This is a genomic window from Klebsiella sp. WP3-W18-ESBL-02, assembly GCF_014168815.1.
Taxonomy (GTDB): domain Bacteria; phylum Pseudomonadota; class Gammaproteobacteria; order Enterobacterales; family Enterobacteriaceae; genus Kluyvera; species Kluyvera ascorbata_B.
Genome location: NZ_AP021972.1, coordinates 1,966,911 through 1,989,910, shown reverse-complemented (window position 1 = coordinate 1,989,910; position 23,000 = coordinate 1,966,911). Strand labels below are relative to the sequence as shown.

The 23,000-nt window shown below is 56.6% G+C and carries 27 protein-coding genes; 17 read left to right on the top strand and 10 right to left on the bottom strand.

Annotation, left to right across the window (positions count from 1 at the left end):
- Positions 1-27: 27 nt before the first annotated feature.
- Positions 28-339, bottom strand: a complete 312-nt coding sequence (gene fliE / locus H7R56_RS09320; RefSeq protein ID WP_106929938.1) for a flagellar hook-basal body complex protein FliE — start codon at positions 337-339, stop codon at positions 28-30.
- Between the two features lie 214 nt (positions 340-553).
- Here fliE and fliF point away from each other — a divergent pair, with 214 nt between their 5' ends.
- From fliF to rcsA, 14 genes are all read left to right on the top strand, one after another.
- Positions 554-2,245, top strand: a complete 1,692-nt coding sequence (gene fliF / locus H7R56_RS09315; RefSeq protein ID WP_106929940.1) for a flagellar basal-body MS-ring/collar protein FliF — start codon at positions 554-556, stop codon at positions 2,243-2,245.
- Entirely contained in the window at positions 2,238-3,233 is a 996-nt protein-coding gene (fliG, locus tag H7R56_RS09310) for a flagellar motor switch protein FliG (RefSeq protein WP_106929942.1), read from the top strand. Before fliF ends, fliG begins: the two co-directional genes overlap by 8 nt.
- Positions 3,226-3,924 (top strand): flagellar assembly protein FliH, encoded by a 699-nt coding sequence (gene fliH, locus H7R56_RS09305; RefSeq protein WP_106929944.1) that lies wholly within the window; start codon positions 3,226-3,228, stop codon positions 3,922-3,924. Before fliG ends, fliH begins: the two co-directional genes overlap by 8 nt.
- Positions 3,924-5,294, top strand: coding sequence for a flagellar protein export ATPase FliI (gene fliI / locus H7R56_RS09300; protein WP_106930061.1), 1,371 nt, complete (start codon positions 3,924-3,926; stop codon positions 5,292-5,294). Before fliH ends, fliI begins: the two co-directional genes overlap by 1 nt.
- Before the next feature lie 21 nt (positions 5,295-5,315).
- Entirely contained in the window at positions 5,316-5,759 is a 444-nt protein-coding gene (fliJ, locus tag H7R56_RS09295; protein WP_106929946.1) for a flagellar export protein FliJ, read from the top strand.
- The gene (locus H7R56_RS09290; RefSeq protein WP_106929948.1) at positions 5,756-6,964 is read left to right on the top strand and encodes a flagellar hook-length control protein FliK; all 1,209 of its coding nucleotides are present in this window, start codon (positions 5,756-5,758) and stop codon (positions 6,962-6,964) included. Before fliJ ends, H7R56_RS09290 begins: the two co-directional genes overlap by 4 nt.
- Positions 6,965-7,068: 104 nt before the next feature.
- Complete coding sequence (gene fliL / locus H7R56_RS09285) at positions 7,069-7,539, top strand: flagellar basal body-associated protein FliL (RefSeq protein WP_106929950.1); 471 nt, start codon at positions 7,069-7,071, stop codon at positions 7,537-7,539.
- A 4-nt stretch (positions 7,540-7,543) separates the two neighbouring features.
- Positions 7,544-8,548 carry a flagellar motor switch protein FliM gene (gene fliM, locus H7R56_RS09280; RefSeq protein WP_106929952.1) on the top strand — a complete coding sequence of 335 codons (1,005 nt, stop codon included), beginning with the start codon at positions 7,544-7,546 and terminating at the stop codon, positions 8,546-8,548.
- The gene (gene fliN, locus H7R56_RS09275; protein WP_106929954.1) at positions 8,545-8,961 is read left to right on the top strand and encodes a flagellar motor switch protein FliN; all 417 of its coding nucleotides are present in this window, start codon (positions 8,545-8,547) and stop codon (positions 8,959-8,961) included. The genes fliM and fliN overlap by 4 nt, the downstream gene beginning before the upstream one ends.
- A gap of 100 nt (positions 8,962-9,061) precedes the next feature.
- Positions 9,062-9,400, top strand: a complete 339-nt coding sequence (fliO, locus tag H7R56_RS09270; protein WP_106930063.1) for a flagellar biosynthetic protein FliO — start codon at positions 9,062-9,064, stop codon at positions 9,398-9,400.
- The gene (gene fliP / locus H7R56_RS09265) at positions 9,400-10,137 is read left to right on the top strand and encodes a flagellar type III secretion system pore protein FliP (RefSeq protein ID WP_106929956.1); all 738 of its coding nucleotides are present in this window, start codon (positions 9,400-9,402) and stop codon (positions 10,135-10,137) included. The genes fliO and fliP overlap by 1 nt, the downstream gene beginning before the upstream one ends.
- Positions 10,138-10,146: 9 nt before the next feature.
- Complete coding sequence (gene fliQ / locus H7R56_RS09260) at positions 10,147-10,416, top strand: flagellar biosynthesis protein FliQ (RefSeq protein WP_035896987.1); 270 nt, start codon at positions 10,147-10,149, stop codon at positions 10,414-10,416.
- Between the two features lie 5 nt (positions 10,417-10,421).
- Complete coding sequence (gene fliR / locus H7R56_RS09255) at positions 10,422-11,216, top strand: flagellar biosynthetic protein FliR (protein WP_106929957.1); 795 nt, start codon at positions 10,422-10,424, stop codon at positions 11,214-11,216.
- A 277-nt stretch (positions 11,217-11,493) separates the two neighbouring features.
- Complete coding sequence (gene rcsA, locus H7R56_RS09250; protein ID WP_106929959.1) at positions 11,494-12,117, top strand: transcriptional regulator RcsA; 624 nt, start codon at positions 11,494-11,496, stop codon at positions 12,115-12,117.
- Positions 12,118-12,167: 50 nt separating this feature from the next.
- Here the strand turns inward: rcsA and dsrB are convergent, their stop codons facing one another.
- Positions 12,168-12,356, bottom strand: a complete 189-nt coding sequence (gene dsrB / locus H7R56_RS09245) for a protein DsrB (protein WP_181358039.1) — start codon at positions 12,354-12,356, stop codon at positions 12,168-12,170.
- 171 nt (positions 12,357-12,527) lie between these two features.
- On the opposite strand from dsrB, the gene H7R56_RS09240 reads away from it, so the two are divergent.
- Positions 12,528-12,734, top strand: coding sequence for a DUF2525 domain-containing protein (locus tag H7R56_RS09240; protein ID WP_106929963.1), 207 nt, complete (start codon positions 12,528-12,530; stop codon positions 12,732-12,734).
- 317 nt (positions 12,735-13,051) lie between these two features.
- On the opposite strand, the gene dgcQ is transcribed toward H7R56_RS09240, so the two are convergent.
- The 3 genes from dgcQ to H7R56_RS09225 all read right to left on the bottom strand — a co-directional run bounded on the left by dgcQ (position 13,052) and on the right by H7R56_RS09225 (position 16,028).
- Positions 13,052-14,755: a cellulose biosynthesis regulator diguanylate cyclase DgcQ gene (dgcQ, locus tag H7R56_RS09235; RefSeq protein WP_223878963.1), complete on the bottom strand. Its 1,704-nt coding sequence runs from the start codon at positions 14,753-14,755 to the stop codon at positions 13,052-13,054.
- Positions 14,756-14,872: 117 nt separating this feature from the next.
- On the bottom strand, positions 14,873-15,052 hold the full coding sequence (locus H7R56_RS09230) for a YodC family protein (RefSeq protein ID WP_106929967.1): 180 nt from the start codon (positions 15,050-15,052) through the stop codon (positions 14,873-14,875).
- Positions 15,053-15,125: 73 nt separating this feature from the next.
- A complete protein-coding gene (locus tag H7R56_RS09225) occupies positions 15,126-16,028 on the bottom strand; it encodes a DUF808 family protein (protein ID WP_146145738.1) in 903 nt (300 codons plus the stop codon).
- 177 nt (positions 16,029-16,205) lie between these two features.
- Between H7R56_RS09225 and yedA the strand changes: the two genes are divergently transcribed.
- A complete protein-coding gene (yedA, locus tag H7R56_RS09220) occupies positions 16,206-17,117 on the top strand; it encodes a drug/metabolite exporter YedA (RefSeq protein ID WP_106929971.1) in 912 nt (303 codons plus the stop codon).
- Here the strand turns inward: yedA and H7R56_RS09215 are convergent.
- Genes H7R56_RS09215 through drpB form a run of 4 tightly spaced genes read right to left on the bottom strand, consistent with a single transcriptional unit; the run spans position 17,092 to position 20,077 of the window.
- Complete coding sequence (locus H7R56_RS09215; RefSeq protein ID WP_106929973.1) at positions 17,092-17,586, bottom strand: very short patch repair endonuclease; 495 nt, start codon at positions 17,584-17,586, stop codon at positions 17,092-17,094. The genes yedA and H7R56_RS09215 overlap by 26 nt on opposite strands.
- Entirely contained in the window at positions 17,567-18,988 is a 1,422-nt protein-coding gene (locus tag H7R56_RS09210) for a DNA cytosine methyltransferase (RefSeq protein WP_106929975.1), read from the bottom strand. Before H7R56_RS09210 ends, H7R56_RS09215 begins: the two co-directional genes overlap by 20 nt.
- 55 nt (positions 18,989-19,043) lie before the next feature.
- On the bottom strand, positions 19,044-19,751 hold the full coding sequence (locus H7R56_RS09205; protein WP_106929977.1) for a phosphohydrolase: 708 nt from the start codon (positions 19,749-19,751) through the stop codon (positions 19,044-19,046).
- 44 nt (positions 19,752-19,795) lie between these two features.
- Positions 19,796-20,077, bottom strand: coding sequence for a cell division protein DrpB (gene drpB, locus H7R56_RS09200; RefSeq protein ID WP_106929979.1), 282 nt, complete (start codon positions 20,075-20,077; stop codon positions 19,796-19,798).
- Positions 20,078-20,792: 715 nt separating this feature from the next.
- On the opposite strand from drpB, the gene ompC reads away from it, so the two are divergent.
- Positions 20,793-21,980 (top strand): porin OmpC, encoded by a 1,188-nt coding sequence (gene ompC, locus H7R56_RS09195; protein ID WP_106929981.1) that lies wholly within the window; start codon positions 20,793-20,795, stop codon positions 21,978-21,980.
- 50 nt (positions 21,981-22,030) lie between these two features.
- Here the strand turns inward: ompC and H7R56_RS09190 are convergent, their stop codons facing one another.
- A complete protein-coding gene (locus H7R56_RS09190) occupies positions 22,031-22,927 on the bottom strand; it encodes an N-acetylmuramic acid 6-phosphate etherase (RefSeq protein WP_106929983.1) in 897 nt (298 codons plus the stop codon).
- Positions 22,928-23,000 lie beyond the last annotated feature (73 nt).

Sequence of the window (23,000 nt, the reverse complement as noted above, 5' to 3'; positions counted from 1 at the left end):
GCGAACGTTTCGCCACCCATACAGTCGCTACACCTGCATGCCCATCACGTCCTGATAGGCGCTTACCAGCTTATTACGCACCTGAATCCCCATTTGCAGCGACACGGACGCTTTTTGCAGATCGGTCATCACATCGTTCAACGCAATACCCGGTTCCCCTAAGGTGAACTTCTCTGCCTGCGCTTTGGCGCTGTTTTGCGCGTTGCTCACGCGGTCCAGCGCCGCGGTCAGCTGACCGGCAAAGCTAATGTCAGGCTGCACATCAACGCTTTGATTGCGCGCCATCGCCGCCGTGGCCTGCATCTGCGACAGCACGCCCTCAATACCCTGAATCGCCATATTGACTCCAGATTGTTTTTACCTGTGAACGAGCTTATCAGTTTGTCAATAAGATAAAGGCGTTAAATAGCGCTATAAAAACGGGTTATTTGGCCCATCAAAATTTCTGAAGCATCAAATAATGTCATGGCTGTCTTTATACGTTTTGCGCCAGGGAGTCTGCTTTGTTTTCGTTTACGTTTAACGCCATTGATCAGGATCGACGAGGTGCGCAATGAGCGCGAGTGCTACGGCTACGCCACAAAATAAAACGATAGAATGGGTCAATCGCCTGCGCGCTAATCCTAAAATCCCGCTGATGGTGGCCAGTGCCGCCGCGGTGGCTATTCTCGTGGCGATGGTACTGTGGGCCAAATCCCCGGACTACCGCACGCTGTTCAGCAACCTGTCCGACCAGGACGGGGGGGCCATCGTCACCCAGTTGACCCAGATGAACATCCCCTACCGTTTTGCCGATAACGGCGGCGCGCTGGAAGTGCCGGCCGATAAAGTGCATGAACTGCGCCTGCGCCTGGCACAGCTGGGCCTGCCAAAGGGCGGCGCGGTCGGTTTTGAGCTGCTCGACCAGGAAAAATTCGGCATCAGCCAGTTCAGCGAGCAGGTGAACTACCAGCGCGCGCTGGAAGGTGAACTGTCGCGCACCATCGAAACTCTGGGGCCGGTGAAAAGCGCCCGCGTGCATTTAGCGATGCCGAAGCCGTCGCTGTTCGTGCGCGAACAAAAATCGCCTTCTGCCTCCATTACCGTCAACCTGGAACCGGGCCGCGCGCTCGATGAAGGGCAAATTTCGGCCGTTGTCCATCTGGTCTCCAGCGCGGTCGCCGGGCTACCGCCGGGTAACGTGACGGTGGTCGATCAGGGCGGTCATCTGCTGACGCAATCCAACACCAGCGCCCGCGACCTCAACGATGCCCAACTGAAGTACACCGCCGACGTAGAAGGCCGCGTCCAGCGCCGTATTGAAGCGATTCTCGGCCCGATCGTGGGCAACGGCAACGTCCACGCGCAGGTCACCGCACAGGTTAACTTCGACAACAAAGAGCAGACCGACGAGCAGTATCGTCCGAACGGCGATCCTAACCAGACCGCGATACGTTCGCGCCAGGTCAGCGAAAGCGATCAGATTGGCAGCCCGTATCCGGGCGGCGTACCGGGCGCACTGTCAAATACGCCAGCGCCAGCGCCGTCAGCACCGATTTCCACTCCGCCGGCGAACCAGGGCAACCAGGCTAACCAGGCTAACGGCCAGAACACCAATACCCGCACGACCGCGACGACAAGCGGCCCGCGCAATACCCAGCGTAGCGAGACCAGCAACTTTGAACTCGACCGCACCATTTCGCACACCAAAAAGAACGTTGGCGACGTCCAGCGTCTGTCGGTGGCGGTGGTAGTCAACTATCGCAATCTGCCTGATGGCAAGCCGCTGCCGCTGACCAGCGATCAGATGAAGCAGATTGAAGATTTAACCCGCGAAGCCATGGGCTTCTCCGGGCAGCGCGGCGACACGCTGAACGTGGTCAACTCGCCGTTTAACAGCACCGATGAAAGCGGCGGCGAACTGCCGTTCTGGAAGCAGCAATCGTTTATCGATCAGCTGATGTCCGCCGGACGCTGGCTGCTGGTACTGATCGTTGCCTGGCTGCTGTGGCGTAAGGGGATTAAACCTCAGCTGGCGCGCCGCGAACAGGTTGCTCAGGCCGCCGAGGAAAAAGCCAAAGCGCAGCAGGAAATTCAGGAAGCCGTTGAGGTTCGCCTCAGCAAAGATGAGCAGACGCAGCAACGCCGCGCCAACCAGCGCCTGAGCGCCGAAGTCATGAGCCAGCGTATTCGCGAAATGTCTGATAACGATCCGCGCGTGGTGGCGCTGGTCATTCGCCAATGGATGAATAACGACCATGAGTAATCTTTCTGGAATCGACAAAAGCGTCATTTTGCTGATGACCATTGGCGAAGATCGCGCGGCTGAGGTGTTTAAACACCTCAGCACCCGCGAAGTTCAGCAGCTCAGTACCGCCATGGCGGCGGTCAAGCAAATCTCGAACAAGCAGTTAACCGACGTGCTGGCTGAATTTGAGCAAGAGGCCGAACAGTTCGCGGCGCTGAGCGTCAACGCCAACGAATACCTGCGTTCGGTGCTGGTGAAAGCGCTGGGCGAAGAGCGCGCCTCCAGCCTGCTGGAAGACATTCTCGAAACCCGCGAAACCACCAGCGGCATCGAAACGCTCAACTTTATGGAGCCGCAGAGTGCCGCCGATATTATCCGCGACGAACACCCGCAGATTATCGCCACCATTCTGGTGCACCTCAAACGTGGCCAGGCGGCGGATATTCTGGCGCTGTTCGACGAGCGTCTGCGTCACGATGTGATGCTGCGTATTGCCACCTTCGGCGGCGTGCAGCCGGCGGCGCTGGCGGAGCTGACCGAAGTGCTGAACGGACTGCTCGACGGCCAGAACCTCAAGCGCAGCAAAATGGGCGGCGTGAGAACGGCGGCCGAAATTATCAACCTGATGAAAACGCAGCAGGAAGAGGCGGTCATTACCGCCGTACGCGAATTCGACGGCGAGCTGGCGCAGAAAATTATCGACGAGATGTTCCTGTTCGAAAATCTGGTCGAGGTCGACGATCGCAGCATCCAGCGCCTGCTGCAGGAAGTGGATTCCGAATCGCTGCTTATCGCACTCAAAGGCTCCGAGCCGCCGCTGCGCGAGAAGTTCCTGCGCAATATGTCCCAGCGTGCGGCCGACATTCTGCGCGACGACCTGGCCAACCGCGGCCCGGTTCGTCTGTCTCAGGTGGAAAACGAGCAGAAGGCCATTCTGCTTTTCGTTCGCCGCCTGGCCGAAACCGGCGAGATGGTGATTGGCAGCGGAGACGACACCTATGTCTGATACCACACCGTGGAAAATCTGGCAGCCTGACGATCTTGCGCCGCCGGTGGAAATGGAGTTCGCCCCGCTCTCCCTCGACGAGCCCGACGTGGAGCAGGCAGAAATTTCCGCCGAGCAGCTGCAACAGCAGCAACTGGCCCAGTTGCAAATCCAGGCCCACGAGCAGGGCTATCAGGCCGGGCTGCGGGAAGGTCACGCCGCCGGCCAGCAGCAGGGTTATCAGGAAGGGCTGGCGCAGGGACTGGAACAGGGGCTGGTGCAGGCCAGACAAGAGCAGGCCCCTATTCATGCCCGTATGCAGCAGCTGGCAAGCGAATTTCAGCACACGCTGGACACGCTCGACAGCGTGATTGCCTCGCGCCTGATGCAGATGGCGCTGGAAGCCGCGCGGCAAATCGTTGGCCAGGTGCCAGTGGTCGATAACACCGCGCTGATTAAACAAATTCAATCGCTGCTGCAGCAGGAGCCGCTGTTCAGCGGTAAACCACAGCTGCGGGTGAGCCCGGAAGATCTCCCGCGCGTGGAAGAGATGCTGGGCGCGACCCTGAACCTGCACGGCTGGCGGCTGCGCGGCGATCCCACGCTGCATCCCGGCGGCTGTAAAGTCTCCGCTGATGAAGGCGATCTTGATGCCAGCGTGGCCACCCGCTGGCAGGAACTGTGCCGCCTGGCGGCGCCGGGAGCCTGCTGATGACCGTGCGCCTGACCCGCTGGCTGAACACGCTCGACAATTTTGAGGCGCGCATTGCCCAGCTTCCGGCCGTGCGTCGCTACGGCCGCCTGACCCGCGCCACCGGACTGGTACTGGAAGCGACCGGTCTACAGTTGCCGCTCGGCGCCACTTGCATTATCGAACGCCAGCAGGGCGCTGAGATGCAGGAGGTCGAGGCCGAAGTCGTCGGCTTCAACGGCCAGCGCCTGTTTTTAATGCCGCTGGAAGAAGTGGAAGGCATTCTGCCCGGCGCGCGCGTTTACGCCCGCAACACCGTTGGCGACGGCCTGCAAAGCGGCAAACAGCTGCCGCTGGGCCCGGCGCTGCTCGGCCGCGTGCTCGACGGCAGCGGCAAACCGCTTGACGGTCTGCCCGCACCGGACACCACCGAAACCGGCGCGCTGATCACCTCGCCCTTTAACCCGCTCCAGCGCACGCCGATTGAACACGTACTGGACACCGGCGTACGGCCGATTAACGCCCTGCTGACCGTGGGTCGCGGCCAGCGTATGGGGCTGTTTGCCGGTTCCGGCGTCGGTAAAAGCGTGCTGCTCGGCATGATGGCGCGCTATACCCGCGCCGACGTGATCGTCGTGGGGCTTATCGGTGAACGTGGTCGTGAAGTGAAAGATTTTATCGAGAATATTCTCGGTACCGAAGGCCGCGCGCGCTCGGTGGTGATTGCCGCACCGGCAGACGTGTCGCCGCTGCTGCGTATGCAGGGCGCCGCCTACGCCACCCGTGTGGCGGAGGACTTCCGCGATCGCGGCCAGCACGTGCTGCTGATTATGGATTCACTCACTCGTTACGCGATGGCGCAGCGTGAAATCGCACTGGCGATCGGTGAACCCCCGGCCACCAAAGGCTATCCGCCGTCAGTGTTCGCCAAGCTGCCCGCGCTGGTTGAGCGGGCCGGAAACGGGATTACCGGCGGGGGGTCAATCACCGCCTTTTATACCGTGCTAACCGAAGGCGACGATCAGCAGGACCCGATCGCCGACTCCGCGCGCGCCATTCTCGATGGCCACATCGTACTGTCGCGGCGTCTGGCCGAAGCCGGGCACTATCCCGCCATCGACATCGAGGCATCCATCAGCCGCGCCATGACCGCATTGATCAGCGAGCAGCACTACGCGCGGGTGCGCAATTTCAAACAGCTGCTCTCCAGTTTCCAGCGTAACCGCGACCTGATTAGCGTCGGCGCGTACGCCAAAGGCAGCGACCCGATGCTGGACAAAGCCATTACGCTCTGGCCGCATCTGGAAGCATTTTTACAGCAAGGCATTCTTGAAAAAGCAGACTGGGAATCGTCAATCCAGGCGCTGGAATTGATTTTCCCCACGTCATAGTGAAGCAAGAGGATCACGAATATGGCGCAGCATGGTGCATTAGCAACGCTTAAAGAACTGGCAGAAACCGACGTCGACAACGCCGCCCTGGTACTGGGCGAGATGCGCCGCGGCTGCCAGCAGGCGGAAGAACAGCTCAAAATGTTGATGGACTACCAGCTTGAATACCAGAACAGCCTGAACAACGACATGACGCAGGGCATTGCCAGCCTGCGCTGGCAGAACTACCAGCAGTTTATTCAAACGCTGGAGAAAGCCATCGATCAGCACCGTCAGCAGCTTGTTCAGTGGAACAACAAAGTGGAGCAGGCGCTGAACTTCTGGCGCGAGAAAAAACAGCGTTTGCAGGCATGGCAAACGCTTCAGGACCGGCAGGCTTCCGCAGCGCTGCTGGCGGAAAACCGCTTGGATCAGAAAAAGATGGATGAATTTGCCCAACGCGCGACCTTGAGGAAACCCGAATGATCACACTGCCTAATCTTGCCGTCAGCGATACAAACCTCGCGGGTGCCGATACCGCGGCAAAAACGTCAGGCGGTGCCGAGGATTTTCTGGCTCTGCTCGCCGGCGCATTAAACCCAACGGCTAACGCCGTGAGCGGCGAAAAAACGGCGCTGCTCACCAGCGATGAAACATCCACACCGCGCGAGCTCAATGCGAAAGGCCAATCGCTGACCGAGTGGCTGGTACAGCAGGAAGCCACGCGTACCGGCGTCGCCGCCGACGCCGCCACCGCAGAGATAACGCAGCAGAGCGATGCGCAAAGCCTGCTGAGTTCACTGGCAGCCCATCTTAAGGGCGAACTGTCGGTCGGCAAGGATAAAGAGAATGACACCGCCAAAACCAGCGATGATGATGACACCGCGCTGAGCGAGGAGCAGCTAAGCAGCCTGAACGCGCTGATGGCCATGTTGCCCGCACCGCTGCAGGCACCGCAAACCGTCGAACGTTCCGCTGCTGCGCCCGCTGGCGATACGCTTGCCAACCTCACGACATCACTGAAACACGGCGGTGCGAAAACCGACGGCCCTGTGGAGATGAAGAGCGCTGCCGCCGCACAGCTGCAAACCGACGTGCGCGCCCTGCCCGCCGATTCGGCCTTTGTCCTTCCGGCGCAAAAGGCAGAGGCAGAAAGTACGCCAAGCCCAGCCGCGCCAACGGCCGCGCTGTCACCAGTTGCCGCACCAAGCAGCACAACGCTTGCCACACCAGCGTCCGTCAGCGCCAACATCCATGCTCAGTTAGGTACGCCGGACTGGCAGCAAAATGTCAGCCAGCATATCACCCTGTTTACCCGTCAGGGCCAGCAGACCGCTGAGCTGCGTCTTCACCCGGAATCGCTCGGCCAGGTGCATATTACGCTGAAGGTCGAGGATAACCTCGCGCAGATTCAGATGGCCTCACCGCACGGCCACGTGCGCGCCGCGCTGGAAGCCGCGCTGCCGGTGCTGCGCACCCAGCTGGCGGATAACGGCATTCAACTGGGGCAGAGCAACATCAGCAGCGACGGCTTTGCCGGGCAGCAACAGCAGCCCTCTTCACAGCAGTCGTTCGCCTCCCGCGCTGATGCCAACGGCAACGATACACAGGAAGACGACGCGCTTCTGGCTGTGCCTGCGGCGCTTCACGCCGCATCTCGCGGCGATAACGCCGTAGACATCTTCGCTTAAACGCCAGAGGTAACATGATTATTCCCGTCTTTTCCACGCTTTGACCCGCGCGGGAGACGGGATAATCAGAGGATAAGCAGTAGTAAAAAGGAAGACCGCATCAGATGACTGACACCGCTATCAATAAAAAGAGCAAACGCTCTCTCTGGATCCCACTTTTGGTGCTGGTAACGCTCGCCGCCTGCGCAACCGCAGGCTACAGCTACTGGCGCATTGAGCATCAGAGCGCCACCGCCGCTACGCCGAAAGAAGCCCCGCCGCCGCCTGCTCCGGTCTTTTTCCCGCTGGACACCTTCACCGTGAACCTGGGCGATGCGGACCGCGTGCTTTACGTGGGCGTGACGCTACGCATGAAAACGGAAGCCGACCGCGCGCGTCTGAATGACTATCTGCCGGAAGTGCGCAGCCGTATGCTGCTGCTTTTATCGCGCCAGGATGCCACAAAGCTGGCGACCGATGACGGTAAAAAACAGCTGGCGAATGACATCAAAGAGACGCTCAGCGCACCGTTGATTGCCAGCCAGCCGAAACAGGACATCACCGATGTTCTGTACACAGCTTTTATTCTGCGGTAGAGCCATGGGCGACAGTATTCTTTCTCAGGCCGAAATCGATGCGCTGCTGAATGGCGACAGCGACAATCCCACAGAACCGCTGGCAGGCAAGTCGGGCGAAGACGATATTCGCCCCTACGATCCCAATACCCAGCGCCGCGTGGTTCGCGAGCGGCTACAGGCGCTGGAGATTATCAACGAGCGTTTTGCCCGTCATTTCCGTATGGGGCTGTTCAACCTGCTGCGCCGCAGCCCGGACATTACCGTGGGGGCGATTCGCATTCAGCCCTATCACGAATTTGCCCGCAACCTGCCGGTGCCAACCAACCTTAACCTGATCCACCTTAAGCCGCTGCGCGGTACCGGGCTGGTGGTCTTTTCGCCGAGCCTGGTGTTCATCGCAGTAGACAACCTGTTCGGCGGCGACGGCCGCTTCCCCACTAAGGTGGAGGGACGCGAGTTCACCCATACCGAGCAGCGGGTCATCAACCGGATGCTGAAGCTGGCGCTGGAAGGCTACAGCGATGCGTGGAAAGCGATTAACCCGCTAGAGGTCGAGTACGTTCGCTCGGAGATGCAGGTGAAGTTCACCAACATCACCACCTCGCCGAACGATATCGTGGTCAACACCCCTTTCCATGTGGAGATCGGCAACCTGACCGGCGAGTTCAATATCTGCCTGCCGTTCAGCATGATTGAACCGCTGCGTGAGCTGCTGGTGAATCCGCCGCTGGAAAACTCCCGCCACGAAGATCAGAACTGGCGCGAGAACCTGGTGCGTCAGGTACAGCACTCTGAGCTGGAGCTGGTGGCGAATTTCGCCGATATCTCACTGCGGCTATCACAAATACTCAAACTCAAGCCCGGCGACGTTCTGCCGATTGAGAAGCCCGATCGCATTATTGCCCACGTAGACGGCGTACCGGTTCTCACCAGCCAGTACGGCACGATTAACGGGCAGTATGCGCTGCGCGTAGAACATTTGATCAACCCGATTTTGAATTCGCTGAACGAGGAACAGCCCAAATGAGTGATATGAATACTCCACCCGATGACAACAGCGGATCCGTGGACGATCTGTGGGCTGAAGCGCTGAACGAGCAAAAAACCACCGTGGGCGGCAAAAGCGCCGCCGATGCGGTATTCCAACAGCTGGGCGGCGGCGACGTCAGCGGCACGCTGCAGGATATCGATCTGATTATGGATATCCCGGTTAAGCTGACCGTGGAGCTGGGGCGCACGCGCATGACCATCAAAGAACTGCTGCGTCTGACTCAGGGTTCGGTGGTGGCGCTGGACGGTCTGGCGGGCGAACCGCTGGATATTCTGATTAACGGCTATCTGATTGCTCAGGGTGAAGTCGTGGTCGTCGCCGACAAGTACGGCGTACGCATTACCGACATCATTACGCCGTCAGAACGTATGCGCCGTCTGAGCCGCTAAGATGAGCGCCCCCCATTCCGCCTCCGTCGTGACGCCTTCGCACGCCGCGCCGGCCAGCCATAGCGCGACACCGGTCACGGTGGCGCACGCCAACGAACCGATGACCTCGCCGCTGATTCAGGTCAGCGGCGCGCTGCTGGGCATTATTGTGCTGATTCTGGCGGCGGCATGGGTCGTTAAGCGCGTCCTGCCCGGCACCGTCCAGGGCCGGTCAGGCAGCAATCTGAAAGTCAGTGCCAGCGCATCGCTGGGCGCACGCGAACGGGTCGTGATTGTGAATGTTGAAGACGCGCGGCTCGTTCTGGGCGTCACCGCGCAGCAGGTCACGCTGCTGCACACGCTGCCGCCCGCGCCGCCGGAAAGTTCACCGCCGCCGGCCGCCTCGCCCGAGTTTGCGGTACTGATGAAAAACATGCTTAAACGTCCCGGGAGATCCTGATGCGCCGTTGTTATTCCCTTGCGCTGAGCGGGCTGTTATTGCTCTCCCCCTCTGCCTTTGCCCAGCTTCCGGGCTTGATCAGCCAGCCGCTGGCTAACGGCGGCCAGAGCTGGTCGCTGCCGGTTCAGACGCTGGTTTTTATCACCTCGCTGACCTTTATTCCGGCGATTTTGCTGATGATGACCAGCTTTACGCGCATCATCATCGTTTTCGGCCTGCTGCGCAACGCCCTCGGCACGCCGTCCGCGCCGCCAAACCAGGTCCTGCTGGGGCTGGCGCTGTTCCTCACCTTTTTCATTATGTCGCCGGTTATCGATAAGATTTACACCGATGCCTATCAGCCTTTCAGCGAAGACAAAATCACCATGCAGGAAGCGCTGGATAAAGGTGCGCAGCCGCTGCGTGAGTTTATGCTGCGCCAGACCCGCGAGGCCGATCTGGCGTTGTTCGCTCGTCTGGCTAACAGCGCGCCCATCCAGGGGCCGGAGGCAGTACCCATGCGTATTCTGCTGCCCGCCTACGTGACCAGCGAGCTAAAAACGGCCTTCCAGATCGGCTTTACCATTTTTATTCCGTTCCTGATTATCGACCTGGTGATCGCCAGCGTGCTGATGGCACTGGGGATGATGATGGTGCCCCCTGCCACCATCGCCCTGCCGTTCAAGCTGATGCTGTTTGTACTGGTGGACGGCTGGCAGCTGCTGGTAGGCTCGCTGGCGCAAAGTTTTTACAGTTAAGGAGTAACCATGACCCCTGAATCCGTCATGATGATGGGCACCGAAGCGATGAAAGTGGCGCTGGCGCTGGCGGCCCCGCTGCTGCTGGTCTCGCTGGTCACCGGCCTGATAATCAGCATCCTGCAAGCGGCAACGCAGATTAACGAAATGACCCTGTCGTTTATTCCGAAAATCATCGCCGTGTTTATCGCCATTATCGTCGCCGGGCCGTGGATGCTCAATCTGCTGCTCGACTACGTGCGTACGTTGTTCAATAACCTGCCCTATATCATCGGATAAGCACCATGCTGCATGTGACCAGCGACCAGTGGGTTTCCTGGCTCGGCCTTTATTTCTGGCCGCTGCTGCGCGTGCTGGCGCTGATTACGACCGCCCCTATTCTCAGCGAGCGCGCCGTACCCAAGCGGGTCAAGGTCGGTCTGGGGGTGGTTATCACCGTGGTGATCGCCCCTTCACTGCCGCCGGTAGATGTTCCTGTTTTCTCCGCTGGCGCGCTGTGGCTGGCGCTCCAGCAAATTCTCATTGGTATCGCGCTGGGCTTTACCATGCAGTTTGCTTTCGCCGCGGTGCGCACCTGCGGTGAAATCATCGGCCTGCAAATGGGGCTCTCTTTCGCCACCTTCGTTGACCCGGGCAGCAATCTCAACATGCCGGTACTGGCGCGCATTCTCGATATGCTGGCCATGCTGCTGTTTCTGGTCTTTAACGGTCATCTGTGGCTCATTTCACTGCTGGTGGACACCTTCCACACCCTGCCCATCGGCGGCGAACCGATTAACAGCAACGCTTTTCTGGCGCTGACCCGCGCCGGAGGAATGATCTTCCTTAACGGTATGATGCTGGCGCTGCCCATTATCACCCTGCTGCTGACGGTTAACCTGGCGCTAGGCATGCTCAACCGCATGACGCCGCAGCTGTCGGTGTTCGTCATCGGCTTCCCCATCACCCTCACCGTTGGCATTTTGCTGATGGCCGCATTAATGCCGCTGGTTGCGCCGTTTTGCGAACATCTATTTAGCGAAATATTCGATCTATTAGCTGATATTATCAGTGAGTTGCCACGTATAAATTCTCCATAGTACCAACCTGGTTATTATGAGGAAAATCCTAAAGTAAAAGCGGAAAAACATTCACCAGCATATCGCTGGCGCGGGTTATTTGTTTTTACGTTATTCACATAACCTAACATTTACTTTACTTTGGGATGATTCCTGGCAAATTATACGTAACTTTACGGGATAGTTGATGCCGCCTGAACGTCTTCATTCTCTATTTTTATATTCAACAGGTTCATTGCGACGATGAAGTGCGAGGGGAATGGGTTAATTATCGTTACGCATTGAGTGAGGGTATGCCATGTCAACGATTATTATGGATCTATGCAGTTATACGCGGCTAGGGTTAACCGGATACCTGGCCAGTCGTGGGGTAAAAAAACGAGATATAGACAATGTTGAGAACGTAGAAGGGCTTACTGAGGTCTGTGCAAGCCGCCAGCCGTCTGTAGTGTTTATTAATGAGGACTGTTTCATTCATGACGTGCAGAGTAGTCTGCATATCAAGCAGATCATTAATCAACACCCCAAGACGTTGTTCATTGTTTTTATGGCGATTGCCAATATTCATTTCGACGAATATCTGATGGTGCGGAGTAATCTGTTAATAAGTTCCAAATCGATAAAACCGGAAACGCTGGACAGTATTCTGGGGAATTATCTGAAAAAAGAAAAAACGGACGTAAAGCAAACTAATATGTCTACTTTGTCATTAAGCCGGACAGAGTCAAGTATGCTGAAAATGTGGATGTCGGGACAAGGAACGATTCAGATTTCCGATCAGATGAATATTAAGGCAAAAACGGTATCATCACATAAGGGTAATATTAAGAAAAAAATAAAAACGCATAACAAGCAGGTTATCTATCATGTTGTGCGGCTGGCAGAAAACGTCACTTCCGGCATTTTTGTTAACATGCGCTAGCGCCTGCAGCGATGAAACTGGCGGTAGGACTACCGCCAGACGATTCGCCGCTATTCGCTTTTCTCAACGAAGATACCGTCAGGGTGGCCCGATTCGTTAAAGAACCAGATACCCAGCGGATAATCTTCCAGCGCCACCAGATACATCGTCCCTTCATTGAACGCTTCAATGGCCAGCACCACACCGGAGCGACGCGGGCCCCCATCGGTCTTGACCGTCACACGATCGTTAACTTGCATAAACGCCTCTCCTGATTGGTTTAGCCCAGTGTAGAACAAAATCACCCTGCTGACAGCGGCCCAGCTTGCCAACCGGTGAATTATCCACCAATCCCAAAATAGCGCAAAAAATGAGCAATCCGCAGCCGCCGATGTATACTTATACAGGGAGAGGAACAAAGGGTACCTGTGATGAAATCAGCAATCGACCCTCGCGAGGTAAACGTAGATGCGCTGCTGGCGGCGATCAATGAAATCAGCGAAAGCGAAATCCACCGTTCGTCGAACGACCCTCACCACGTCAGCGTGGACGGTCGTGAATACCACACCTGGCGCGATCTGGCGGAAGCATTCGAACTGGACATTCATGACTTCAGCGTGACTGAAGTGACGCGTTAGCGGTAAAAAAAATCCCGACACGTCTGCGTCGGGATCAACCTTGCCGAAGCAAGAAGCATTGAAATATTCGTTACATCAGGAAACCTGACGTGATGAAACATTATCTGTGTTTATTTCGGATGACAAGAATTATTCACCTAAGAAATATGTATGACTTCGTAGTCATGCTTACTCGCTGCGCTTCCCAACACAGAGATAAATCAATCAGATGGCGATTCGAGGCGATCGCGATCACGCTTTGTTTTTTGAGACTTTTCTTATTATATTTCTTATCCATAAGTTAAATTTATGAATTTTAGTACTATTGTACGTATCGCTTAATCTTCCGTACAGACCTGATTACGCCCGTTCTGCTTCGCCTGGTAGAGACGGCTGTCGGCAATCGACTGGAGATGTTCAAAGTCATAGCGCTGCAGCTCCTCGCTGCTGCACACGCCCAACGAGGCGCTGACACGCAGCGTCTGGTTACGGCTGATTAAAATCTCCCGTCGATAAATGCTCTCCCGAATGCGCTCGGCGATAACGCTCGCCTGCTCAAGCGACGTTTCTGGCAGCACAATACAGAACTCTTCGCCCCCTACGCGTCCGGCGATATCCGTTTTACGGACCTTGTTAAGAATGATCCGCCCGATATGGCTCAGCACCCGATCCCCAGCCTGATGACCATAGCGATCGTTGATGCTCTTGAAGTGATCCAGATCGAGCTGGATCACCGACATCGGTTCGCCTGCCTGCTGGCAGGCCGCCAACGCTTTACCTGCGCGTTCAAACAGCGCAGCGCGGTTGTACAGCCGGGTGAGCATATCGTGCCAGGCGCGCCATTCTAAGGAGTCCTGGAGCGTTGACATATTGCGGACCATACGGCGGATCACCGCCCACGAAATGAGCAGCATCGTGGTAAACAGCAGCCACAGCAGCGTCAGCGCAATACTGATGCTACCGAAATCGCCGCGAATCCCCTCTTCGAGACTGTGGATACGCAGCAGCACGCCGTCAAAATTGCGCAGCTTTTCCCAGCTGATATAGCGCGAAAGCTGGCGTAAACTGCCCTCGTTATTGTGCTCATAAGCGTGCGCCAGCTGCGCCTGAATCTCCTGCGAGAGCACGGTACGTTTAGCCGGATCCTGCTCCGAGGAGGCGATCAGATTCATACGACGGTCATAGAGCTGGTACTCGCCTTCGTCTTCCCCCTCCACCGACTGCATCAGAAACTGGGTCATCTCGTTCACCGAAAGTTGAATCGCCAGTACGCCAAACCAGTAGTTATCGTAATCGAGCGGCACTGCGGCGGTGACTTTCTGTGCCACCGGCACCTTGTCGTGGCTGAAGCTGGTGCGCCACTTTACCCCACGATTGGGATTATCCCGCTGCGACTGCTGAATAAACCACGGGCTGGTTGCCAGGCTGTAATAGTGTTCAGTAATGCTCTTTTCATGCCCTTGCTCGGTCGTCAGGTAAAAACCCGCGCGGGAAACGTACAGCATTTCGGTTTCAAAGCGGGAAAGATGCTGGTGCGTAAGGGCGGAAAGACGTAGCAGATAGCCAAGTTCGATGGTGGCCATAAACTCATTGCCCAGCAGCTCATTGTCGCGTGAGAGCAAATTCGTATGTTCGACGAAGTCATCGGAAACGCCGTACAGCGGCAGCGTACGGTTGTTATTGAGCGAAATATGCCAGTCGGGAAGCCCGCGCTTATGCTCAAACTCCAGCTCTGCGGTGCGTAGCACCTCGAAGGCCAGCGGAATTTGCAGCGCCGATGCCATACCGTTACGGAAAAAAAGTAGCCTGTCGGTATTAAACTGCAGCTGCGCGTCCATATCGTTGGCCACATTTTTCAGGTTGTTGCGCTGACTGGAAATGTAGGCTTCTTCCAGCACGATGGTTTCGCGCCAGGTCAGCAGCGTGGAGGTCAGTAACACCACCACAAAACAAATAGTGACTACACGCTCCGGCCGAATCCGCCGGGAAAGCCGCGCCCACCATCCTGAGGACGCTACCGGACTGACGGTTACGGGACGCACGTCCACCTCCTGATGCGCATTCCACTGCCCTCTGCCCGACCGCTGTGCTGCTGATAATTCATGGTGCTCCATTGCGCATCAAAACGCCCGGCAAAACGCCGGGCGTAAACACGAAAGTTACGTCTGCTGTGGTTTGCGGATGTTGCCGGGCTCCAGCTCATCTTCACGAAATGCTTCGCGTTTGACGCCAAAACCATCATACCAGCGGCATTCAACCATCCCGCCGGCATAGCCCGTTACCACCATCCGCGGCCCGCCGTTTTTGGGCCAAACTTCATCACTGACCAAAAAGACCATTACCGCCTCCGGTATCAGGGTGAAACAGTTTCACATTAGCTTATTCGCACCCGGTTTGCGTAGCAGACTCGGATTATTTCCGCAGTCTGGCGATCAGATTTACCCCTGCCAGCACCAGCGCACCGAGGATAAAGCCCAGCACCAGATTCGCCAGCGTCGGCAGCACCATGGTTAGCCACGCGCCCTGCTGTGCCGCAAAATCTTCAATAGCATGGTGCAGCGGCGCCACGCCGTGAACCACGATACCGCCGCCGACCAGGAACATAGCCAGCGTCCCGACGACCGAGAGCGTTTTCATCAGCCACGGCGCGACCACCAACAGACCTTTGCCGAGCCCCTGCGCCAGCATGCTGCGCTTCTCAGCCAGCCAGTAGCCCATATCATCGAGCTTGACGATTACGCCAACGATGCCGTACACGCCAACCGTCACCAGCACCGCGATGCCGGATAAAATCAGTACCTGATTCAGCAGCGGTGCCTGCGCCACAATGCCGAGCGTGATGGCGACAATTTCCGCCGACAGAATAAAATCGGTGCGAATTGCCCCTTTGACTTTGTCACGCTCATAGCTGCCGGGGTCCTGCTGCGCCAGCGCCTCCAGACGCTGCTGACGCGCGGCGTCATCGTCCTTATGTTTACGCGCATGCAGGGAATGGAGCACTTTTTCCACGCCCTCAAAGCACAGGTAGGCCCCGCCAATCATCAGCAGCGGCGTCACCGCCCAGGGAATAAACGCGCTAATCAACAGCGCCAGCGGTACCAGAATCACTTTATTTAGCAACGAACCCTTGGCAACGCTCCACACCACCGGCAGCTCGCGATTCGCCCGCACGCCGGAGACCTGCTGTGCATTCAGCGATAAATCATCGCCGAGCACGCCTGCGGTTTTCTTCGCCGCCAGTTTGCCCATCATCGAGATATCGTCCAGCAACGTGGCGATGTCATCTAAGAGAGTTAATAAGCTACTTCCTGCCACTCGCGGCATCCTTCCGTTTTTGTTAGGGATAACAAAGTATGAAGCAAAATGGCGACGGAGGTAAGAGATACATATTTGCAACACAAATATAACATCAAGCCCTTAATTAAAGCACTCGCCAGCACGGTCGTTTTGGCGTTTACTATCAGCCTGCTTGCTATTTTGCCGTGAGGAAGTATGCGTTTTAATCACCTGTTACCGCTGGTCGGCGCGCTGTTTGCGCTGTATATCATTTGGGGGTCAACCTACTTTGCCATCAGCATTGGGGTGGCCAGTTGGCCTCCGCTAATGATGGCAGGCGTGCGTTTTCTGGCGGCGGGCGTGCTGCTGATGGCGTACCTGCTGGCCACCGGGCACCGTTTACCGGCGCGCGGACCGCTGCTGAACGCGGCGCTGATAGGCGTGCTGCTGCTGGCCGTGGGTAACGGTATGGTAACGGTCGCCGAACACCAGCACGTTCCCTCCGGCATTGCCGCCGTAATGGTGGCAACGGTGCCGCTGTTTACCCTGTGCTTCAGCCGTTTTTTTGGTATCGCCACCCGTAAACTGGAGTGGCTGGGAATTGCTATCGGTCTGGCGGGCATCGTCCTGCTGAACAGCGGCGGCAACCTGAGCGGCAACCCGTGGGGCGCGCTGCTGATTCTGATTGGTTCTCTGAGCTGGGCATTCGGTTCGGTTTACGGCTCACGCATTACGCTGCCGACCGGCATGATGGCCGGTGCCGTGGAGATGCTGGCGGCCGGCATTGTGCTGATGCTCGCCTCGGTGCTCAGCGGTGAACGCTTGACCACGCTGCCGAGCCTGCACGGTTTCCTCGCGGTGGGCTATCTGTCCATTTTCGGCTCCATCATTGCGATTAATGCCTATATGTACCTGATTCGCAACGTAACGCCTGCGGTGGCCACCAGCTATGCCTACGTCAACCCGGTGGTCGCCGTACTGCTTGGTACCGGCTTCAACGGCGAACATCTCTCCGGCACCGAATGGCTGGCGCTGGCGATTATTATTGCCGCGGTCGTGCTGGTTACGCTGGGTAAATATCTGTTCCCGGCAAAAGCGACGGTTACGCCCTGCCCGGCAGAGAAGTAACGTCGACGCTCTTCATTCCCTGAATACCGATCTGCGCGCAGCCTTCGCCGCCGCAGATCCATTCCTCCAGCCTTTCAGAGAGCGCGTCGTCGGTAAGCTTGTGTCGGCCACGCAGCGCACACTCCCACACCACCATCACCCGCCACCCCAGCGCCGCCAGCCTTGCTCTATCGCGCAGGTCTCGAGTCGCGTTGGCGTCGATTTTCTGTCGCCAGAAATCAGTTCGGGTCGCCGGCAGCGTAAATAGATAACAATCGTGATGGTGCCAGAAGCAGCCGTGGGTAAAGATGACGCAGCGATACGCAGCCAGTGAAAAATCAGGCCGACCCGGCAGGCTCGTATCCTGGGGTTGATAGGACAGGCCCAGTCCCTCCAGCAGGCCTGCCAGCCGTTTTTCAATAGCCGTATTCTGCGCGCGGATGGCGCGCATATTTTTACTGCGGGTGGCCTTATCGTGAACGTCCGCCATCGGCTGTTTCCACCTTGCGCTGCTCTACGGCCTGTAAAATACGCGACTCCAGCAGCCTGGCGACGGCGGCAAAAACGGGAACAATGACCGAATTGCCAAACTGACGGTAGGCCTGAGTGTCCGACACCGGAATACGGAAACGGTAACCCTGCGGCGATTCAAAGCCCATCAACCGAGCGCATTCACGCGGCGTCAGGCGTCGCGGGCGATGCTGTTGGTTGTGCGGATCGTCAAAGTGTTTCTCGCCCAGCTCGCGGTCCCAGCCACGATCGATAAGGATCTCGGCACCGTCCTTGTAATAGCGCGCCGACAGCGTTCGCGCAACGCTCGTCGCCCGCGTCGGGTCCACCATCCCGTAGCCAAAACCGTTGCCCTTTTCCTGATGTTTGCGGGCATAGCGATAGAGGTATTTCCACAGTACCGGGGTCAAAATAAACTTGGCGTCGACGTTCGGCTCAAGCAGTTCACCAAAGGTGGGGCGTCGCTGCGGGTAGAGCGCCGGAATATCGCGCAGGGTAAATCCGTGATGCAGCGCGGAATCCCGACGGAAACCCACCAGCACAATGCGTTCGCGGTGCTGCGGCAGAAAATGCTGACCGTCGATAATTTTCGGATCGTCAGCTCCCATGTCCGCCGCATCGGCCACTTCATAGCCCAGTTCATCAAGGGTCTGCATAATAATACGGAAGGTTTTGCCGTTGTCGTGGCTTTTCAGGTTCTTGACGTTTTCCAGCACAAAAATAGGCGGCCGACGGGCGTCAATGATCCGCACCACGTCGAAAAACAGCGTTCCCTGCGTATCGCAGGCGAACCCGTGCGCGCGCCCCATGGCGTTCTTTTTCGACACGCCAGCGAGTGAAAACGGCTGGCAGGGAAAGCCCGCCAGCAGTACGTCATGCTGCGGGATACAGTCGCGGATATGCGCCTGCGCTTCGGCGTCGCTCACCTCGGCACGCCCGCTGAGGGTGACGTCACGAATGTCAGCGTTAAAACGGTGTGCCTGCGGATCGCAATACCAGTTGGCTTTATAGGTGCGCACCGCGTGCTTATTCCACTCGCTGGTGAAGACGCACTGACCGCCGATGGCTTCAAAGCCGCTGCGGATCCCGCCAATACCGGCAAACAGGTCGACGAAGCGGAAAGCGTAGTGCGGATGATGCGCCGGCGGCTTCGGTAGCAGAGAAGCCAGGTGCGCACGCTCATTTTCACTCAACCGAGTATTGGCCCGCCCGAGCGTGACGACGCGCTTAACAATAGCCGGGCTCCAGTGCTGCTCGCCAACCGCGGCAAGCTCGGCGACAACGGTCTTAAGATCGTAAATCTCCAGAATATGCTGCAGCAGCGCCTGAGCATCCGGCTCATCGAGCGGCGCGGCTTCGTGTGATAAGACTCGTTGTTGCATAAATTTGACCAGATACAGAAAAAGAAAAAGGAAATCGCCAATAAAATCGAGATTATCACAGTTTGGCAGATTCTTGTGGCGCGAATCGCCGCAGTATCTCTGTATCCAGACGCTGCGGTTCCCCCGCCAGCTCGGCGCTTAATTTCGCCATAAAATGCACCAGAAAATCGGCGTTTTGCTGCGCCATTTCGCGCCCTTTCTCTGTCTGCATCGTGGCCGGCAGACGCAGCAGCTTGGTCTGAAAATGATCCAGCGCGAAGGCTTTATCATCCAGCCCGCGGCGGTCGGCAAACGGGTCTGCGGCGTCAAACAGCGCAGTATTCATCGCACCGGCAACCGCAAACACCCGCGCTAGCCCAATGGCCCCCAACGCCTCAAGCCGATCGGCATCCTGCACAATACGTGCTTCAAGGGTTTGTGGCGGCACGTTGGCGCTGAAGCTGTGCGCCGCAATCGCGTGGGCAACGGCGGCGTAGCGTTCAGGAGGGAAATGCGGGAAATCGCGCTGAAGGATAGCGATCGTTTGCTGCGCCGCCAGCTGTGAGGCGCGGGCGAGATCCGGATGGTTTTTGGGCAGGCTGACCAGATCGTGAAAATAACTGGCCAGCAGAATGACGAGCAGATCCGCCGGTTGCCCCCGCGCTATCTGCTGCGCGGTGTGCCAGACGCGGCGAACATGGGCAATATCATGCGCGGCATCGCCGCTAAACTCGTGGGTTTCAAACCAGAACTCAACGTCCTGCTGCCATGCGGTTAAATCCATTTTCAATTTGCCTGAGTGAACACGTGCCCCTCAGCATAGCAAGTTTACAGGCCGTCTTCCTGCCCAACCTGGCGCGGACGCGTGTACCACGCAATCCCTCCCAGCAGGCCGCCGACGATACTCAGAACCAAGAATCCCAGCAGTGCGCCAAGCCATTTACCGCTGGTTGAGCCAATTTCACCGTCAATGGTTGCCCCAGGGATGCTCTGCACATCGCTGATCACCCAAATGTAGTGGCCCATGGCCCAGACAAAATAGCCGCAAAACGCGTAAAAGACCCACAGCGCCAGTTTGCCTCCTGGACCGCGGTCAATCCGATCTTCCATAAAAACACTCTCATCACGCCAATCGTTCAAACAACCGCCACGCCAATGGTGTGACGTAAATCACATTATAGCAATTTAAGTGCCGTGAGATAGTCTCCCGTGCATCGTCCTGGTGACGAAGTGGCGCTGTTTTGATCTCCGTTAAGTTTACTCATGACCTTTCGCCCTATCGGCGAGCGTATTCTCGCAGGCCGCATTATTCGTGCCTTTCGTGAGAAGGGCTATTTTGTGGAAAATTTCAGCGCACGCATCACCGTCTTTATTTATACAAAATAATATTTAATTAAATTTATTTAATTCATTATAGTAATATTAAAAATATCACCAGGGTTCTTTCTTTTTTATTTTTGGCATGTCATTATCCTTCCCGTTATTAGCCTTTTGTTTATGCATCAAGTTTTATATTTATGACCTTCCCGACTGTATGCCAGTGCAGTCGGGATTTTTTTCGCCCTAAGAATAATTATAAACCTCCTCAATACACACCCCCGCAAAGCATATAAAACACAAATAACAAACTGAATAACATGGATATTTTAAATATCAAATGCGGATTAATATAATCAAGTTAATAAAAGAAATATTTTGAAATATTTAATATAACTTTATTACATTTATATCGTGAGATAAATTGAACTCCGCATATAGTATTCAAACTCGTAACGCCGGATGACGTTACTATATTCACATGCGTTATCATGCAAAGGAAAATATAATGAAAATGAAAGCACTGGCACTGCTGGTTCCTGCTTTATTAATGGCGGGCGCCGTAAATGCAGCAGAAATGTATAATAAAGGCGGCAACAAAGTTGACCTGTATGGCAAAGTGGATGCGCGCCATACTTTCTCTGACAATGCTGGCGATGACGGCGATGAAACCTACGCACAGATCGGTTTCAAAGGTGAATCCCAGATCACCAACGATCTGATTGGCTACGGCCAGTGGGAATACAAAACCTACGCCAACGACACCGAAGGTGCCGGCGATAAATCCTTCAACCGCCTGGCGTTTGCCGGCCTGAAGTTTGCTAACTTTGGCTCTTTTGATTACGGCCGTAACTACGGCTCCGTATACGATATTGAAGGCTGGACCGACATGCTGCCGGTATTCGGCGGCGATTCCTACACCTGGACCGATAACTTTATGGTTGGCCGTACCAACGGTGTTGCCACCTATCGCAACAGCGACTTCTTCGGTCTGGTTGACGGCTGGAACTTCGCGCTGCAATACCAGGGTGCGAACGAATCGGGCTCCAATCATCAGGAAGGCACCAAAAATGGCCATAATGACGTTCGTTTCCAGAACGGCGACGGCTACAGCATGTCTACCACCTTTGATTTCAGCAACGCCGTCCCGGCGCTGGAAGGCTTAAGCGTTGGCGCAGCCTACGGCATCTCTGACCGTAGTAACGATCAGGTTGCCTACCGCGGCGTTTACAATCGCTATGGAAATGGCCAAAATGGCAGCGTAACTGCAGGCGGCGATAAAGCTGACGTCTGGACCATCGGTGCGAAATACGATGCCAACAACGTCTACCTGGCGATGATGTACGCAGAAACCCGCAACATGACGCCGTTTGGTGACGACGGTATCGCCAACAAAACGCAGAACTTCGAAGTGACAGCACAGTACCAGTTCGACTTCGGTCTGCGCCCGTCCCTGGCATGGGTCTATTCCAAAGGCGTTGACGTTGGCGTGCACACTAACAGCAATGGTTCTTACCTGACCGATCAGGATCTGGTGAACTACATCGATCTGGGCGCAACCTACTCCTTCAACAAGAACTTCTCCACCTACGTTGATTACAAAATCAACCTGCTGGATGCAGATGCTCAGTTCTATAGCGCGAACGGCATCTCTACCGACGACATCGTCGGCGTGGGCATGACCTACCAGTTCTAATTGAATGCCAAAACAAAGCCCGCATTACGCGGGCTTTTCTTCTTTATGGTTTACGGCGCTTCCTGCAGCGCCACGCGCACAAAACCGTTATTTTGCGCCAGCAGCGCATGCGCCTTCCAGGCATCCATTCCCGTCAGCACCATCAGCACCGCCGTCTTGCAGTTGTGGTCGCAGCTTTCCAGCGCCGCTTTTGCCACCGTGCGCGTACAGCCGCCCGCCGCCATCACAATCGCTATCTGTCGTTCCGCCATTTGGGTTGTGTTATTGCGAATATCCACACGCATATTGCTATACACCCGCCCGGTACGCACGGCCAGTCCGGTGGTCAGCATATTGAGCACCATTTTCTGCGCCAAAATGGCTTTCGGATTGCCGTAACCGGCCACCACCTCGGACCCGGTTTGCGGCGCAATCACGATATCCGCCAGCTCCGTAGCCTCACTCTGCGGATTACGGGTGATCGCCGCCCTTGTCGCCCCCAGCGACCAGGCGTGGCGCATCGCCCCCCACAGCCATGGCGTTTTGCCGCCAACGGTCAGCGCAATCAGCATATCCTTTTGCGTAAAGCCGATCGCCTGGAGATCCAGCACGCCACGGTTATAGTCCTGTGCGGCATCGCGCATATCGTGAAGCATCGCCAGCGCGCCGCCGGCAATCAGCCCCACCAGCGGGTGTTGCTCATCCGGCGCATATTCGCCAGCGGCCAGCACCGCATTGCGCCCGGAAGCGCCGGCGCCTATCAGCACCACCCGGCCGCCCTGGCCCAGGGTCACCACCGCCCGGTCGACCAGACGAGTAATATCGTCAAGGCAAGGGGTAACGGCCTCAGTAACCAGCTTATCTTCTTGATTAATAAGATTTAGCATATCGCGGGTAGACAGTCGGTCAATCTCAGCCGTTGTTGAACTGCGTCTTTCGATGAGTGAACCGGCAAGCTTCATGCTCATAAATGGGCTCCTTATTATGGGTTCTTCAGCAATACTAAAGTGTTTCGTATGGAAAACGCTGCGAGAGCGGTCA

What these genes read in the sequence shown, in the direction of transcription:
- H7R56_RS09205 (WP_106929977.1), bottom strand. Translation starts at nt 19,751, where the DNA reads ATGGATTTAACCGCATGGCAGCAGGACGTTGAGTTCTGGTTTGAAACC.
- fliG (WP_106929942.1), top strand. Translation starts at nt 2,238, where the DNA reads ATGAGTAATCTTTCTGGAATCGACAAAAGCGTCATTTTGCTGATGACC.
- fliE (WP_106929938.1), bottom strand. Translation starts at nt 339, where the DNA reads ATGGCGATTCAGGGTATTGAGGGCGTGCTGTCGCAGATGCAGGCCACG.
- fliQ (WP_035896987.1), top strand. Translation starts at nt 10,147, where the DNA reads ATGACCCCTGAATCCGTCATGATGATGGGCACCGAAGCGATGAAAGTG.
- fliJ (WP_106929946.1), top strand. Translation starts at nt 5,316, where the DNA reads ATGGCGCAGCATGGTGCATTAGCAACGCTTAAAGAACTGGCAGAAACC.
- ompC (WP_106929981.1), top strand. Translation starts at nt 20,793, where the DNA reads ATGAAAATGAAAGCACTGGCACTGCTGGTTCCTGCTTTATTAATGGCG.
- fliO (WP_106930063.1), top strand. Translation starts at nt 9,062, where the DNA reads ATGACCTCGCCGCTGATTCAGGTCAGCGGCGCGCTGCTGGGCATTATT.
- fliL (WP_106929950.1), top strand. Translation starts at nt 7,069, where the DNA reads ATGACTGACACCGCTATCAATAAAAAGAGCAAACGCTCTCTCTGGATC.
- H7R56_RS09230 (WP_106929967.1), bottom strand. Translation starts at nt 15,052, where the DNA reads ATGGTCTTTTTGGTCAGTGATGAAGTTTGGCCCAAAAACGGCGGGCCG.
- fliF (WP_106929940.1), top strand. Translation starts at nt 554, where the DNA reads ATGAGCGCGAGTGCTACGGCTACGCCACAAAATAAAACGATAGAATGG.
- fliM (WP_106929952.1), top strand. Translation starts at nt 7,544, where the DNA reads ATGGGCGACAGTATTCTTTCTCAGGCCGAAATCGATGCGCTGCTGAAT.
- fliI (WP_106930061.1), top strand. Translation starts at nt 3,924, where the DNA reads ATGACCGTGCGCCTGACCCGCTGGCTGAACACGCTCGACAATTTTGAG.
- rcsA (WP_106929959.1), top strand. Translation starts at nt 11,494, where the DNA reads ATGTCAACGATTATTATGGATCTATGCAGTTATACGCGGCTAGGGTTA.
- fliN (WP_106929954.1), top strand. Translation starts at nt 8,545, where the DNA reads ATGAGTGATATGAATACTCCACCCGATGACAACAGCGGATCCGTGGAC.
- fliR (WP_106929957.1), top strand. Translation starts at nt 10,422, where the DNA reads ATGCTGCATGTGACCAGCGACCAGTGGGTTTCCTGGCTCGGCCTTTAT.
- fliP (WP_106929956.1), top strand. Translation starts at nt 9,400, where the DNA reads ATGCGCCGTTGTTATTCCCTTGCGCTGAGCGGGCTGTTATTGCTCTCC.
- drpB (WP_106929979.1), bottom strand. Translation starts at nt 20,077, where the DNA reads ATGGAAGATCGGATTGACCGCGGTCCAGGAGGCAAACTGGCGCTGTGG.
- H7R56_RS09190 (WP_106929983.1), bottom strand. Translation starts at nt 22,927, where the DNA reads ATGAGCATGAAGCTTGCCGGTTCACTCATCGAAAGACGCAGTTCAACA.
- H7R56_RS09215 (WP_106929973.1), bottom strand. Translation starts at nt 17,586, where the DNA reads ATGGCGGACGTTCACGATAAGGCCACCCGCAGTAAAAATATGCGCGCC.
- H7R56_RS09290 (WP_106929948.1), top strand. Translation starts at nt 5,756, where the DNA reads ATGATCACACTGCCTAATCTTGCCGTCAGCGATACAAACCTCGCGGGT.
- H7R56_RS09240 (WP_106929963.1), top strand. Translation starts at nt 12,528, where the DNA reads ATGAAATCAGCAATCGACCCTCGCGAGGTAAACGTAGATGCGCTGCTG.
- dsrB (WP_181358039.1), bottom strand. Translation starts at nt 12,356, where the DNA reads ATGCAAGTTAACGATCGTGTGACGGTCAAGACCGATGGGGGCCCGCGT.
- H7R56_RS09210 (WP_106929975.1), bottom strand. Translation starts at nt 18,988, where the DNA reads ATGCAACAACGAGTCTTATCACACGAAGCCGCGCCGCTCGATGAGCCG.
- fliH (WP_106929944.1), top strand. Translation starts at nt 3,226, where the DNA reads ATGTCTGATACCACACCGTGGAAAATCTGGCAGCCTGACGATCTTGCG.
- yedA (WP_106929971.1), top strand. Translation starts at nt 16,206, where the DNA reads ATGCGTTTTAATCACCTGTTACCGCTGGTCGGCGCGCTGTTTGCGCTG.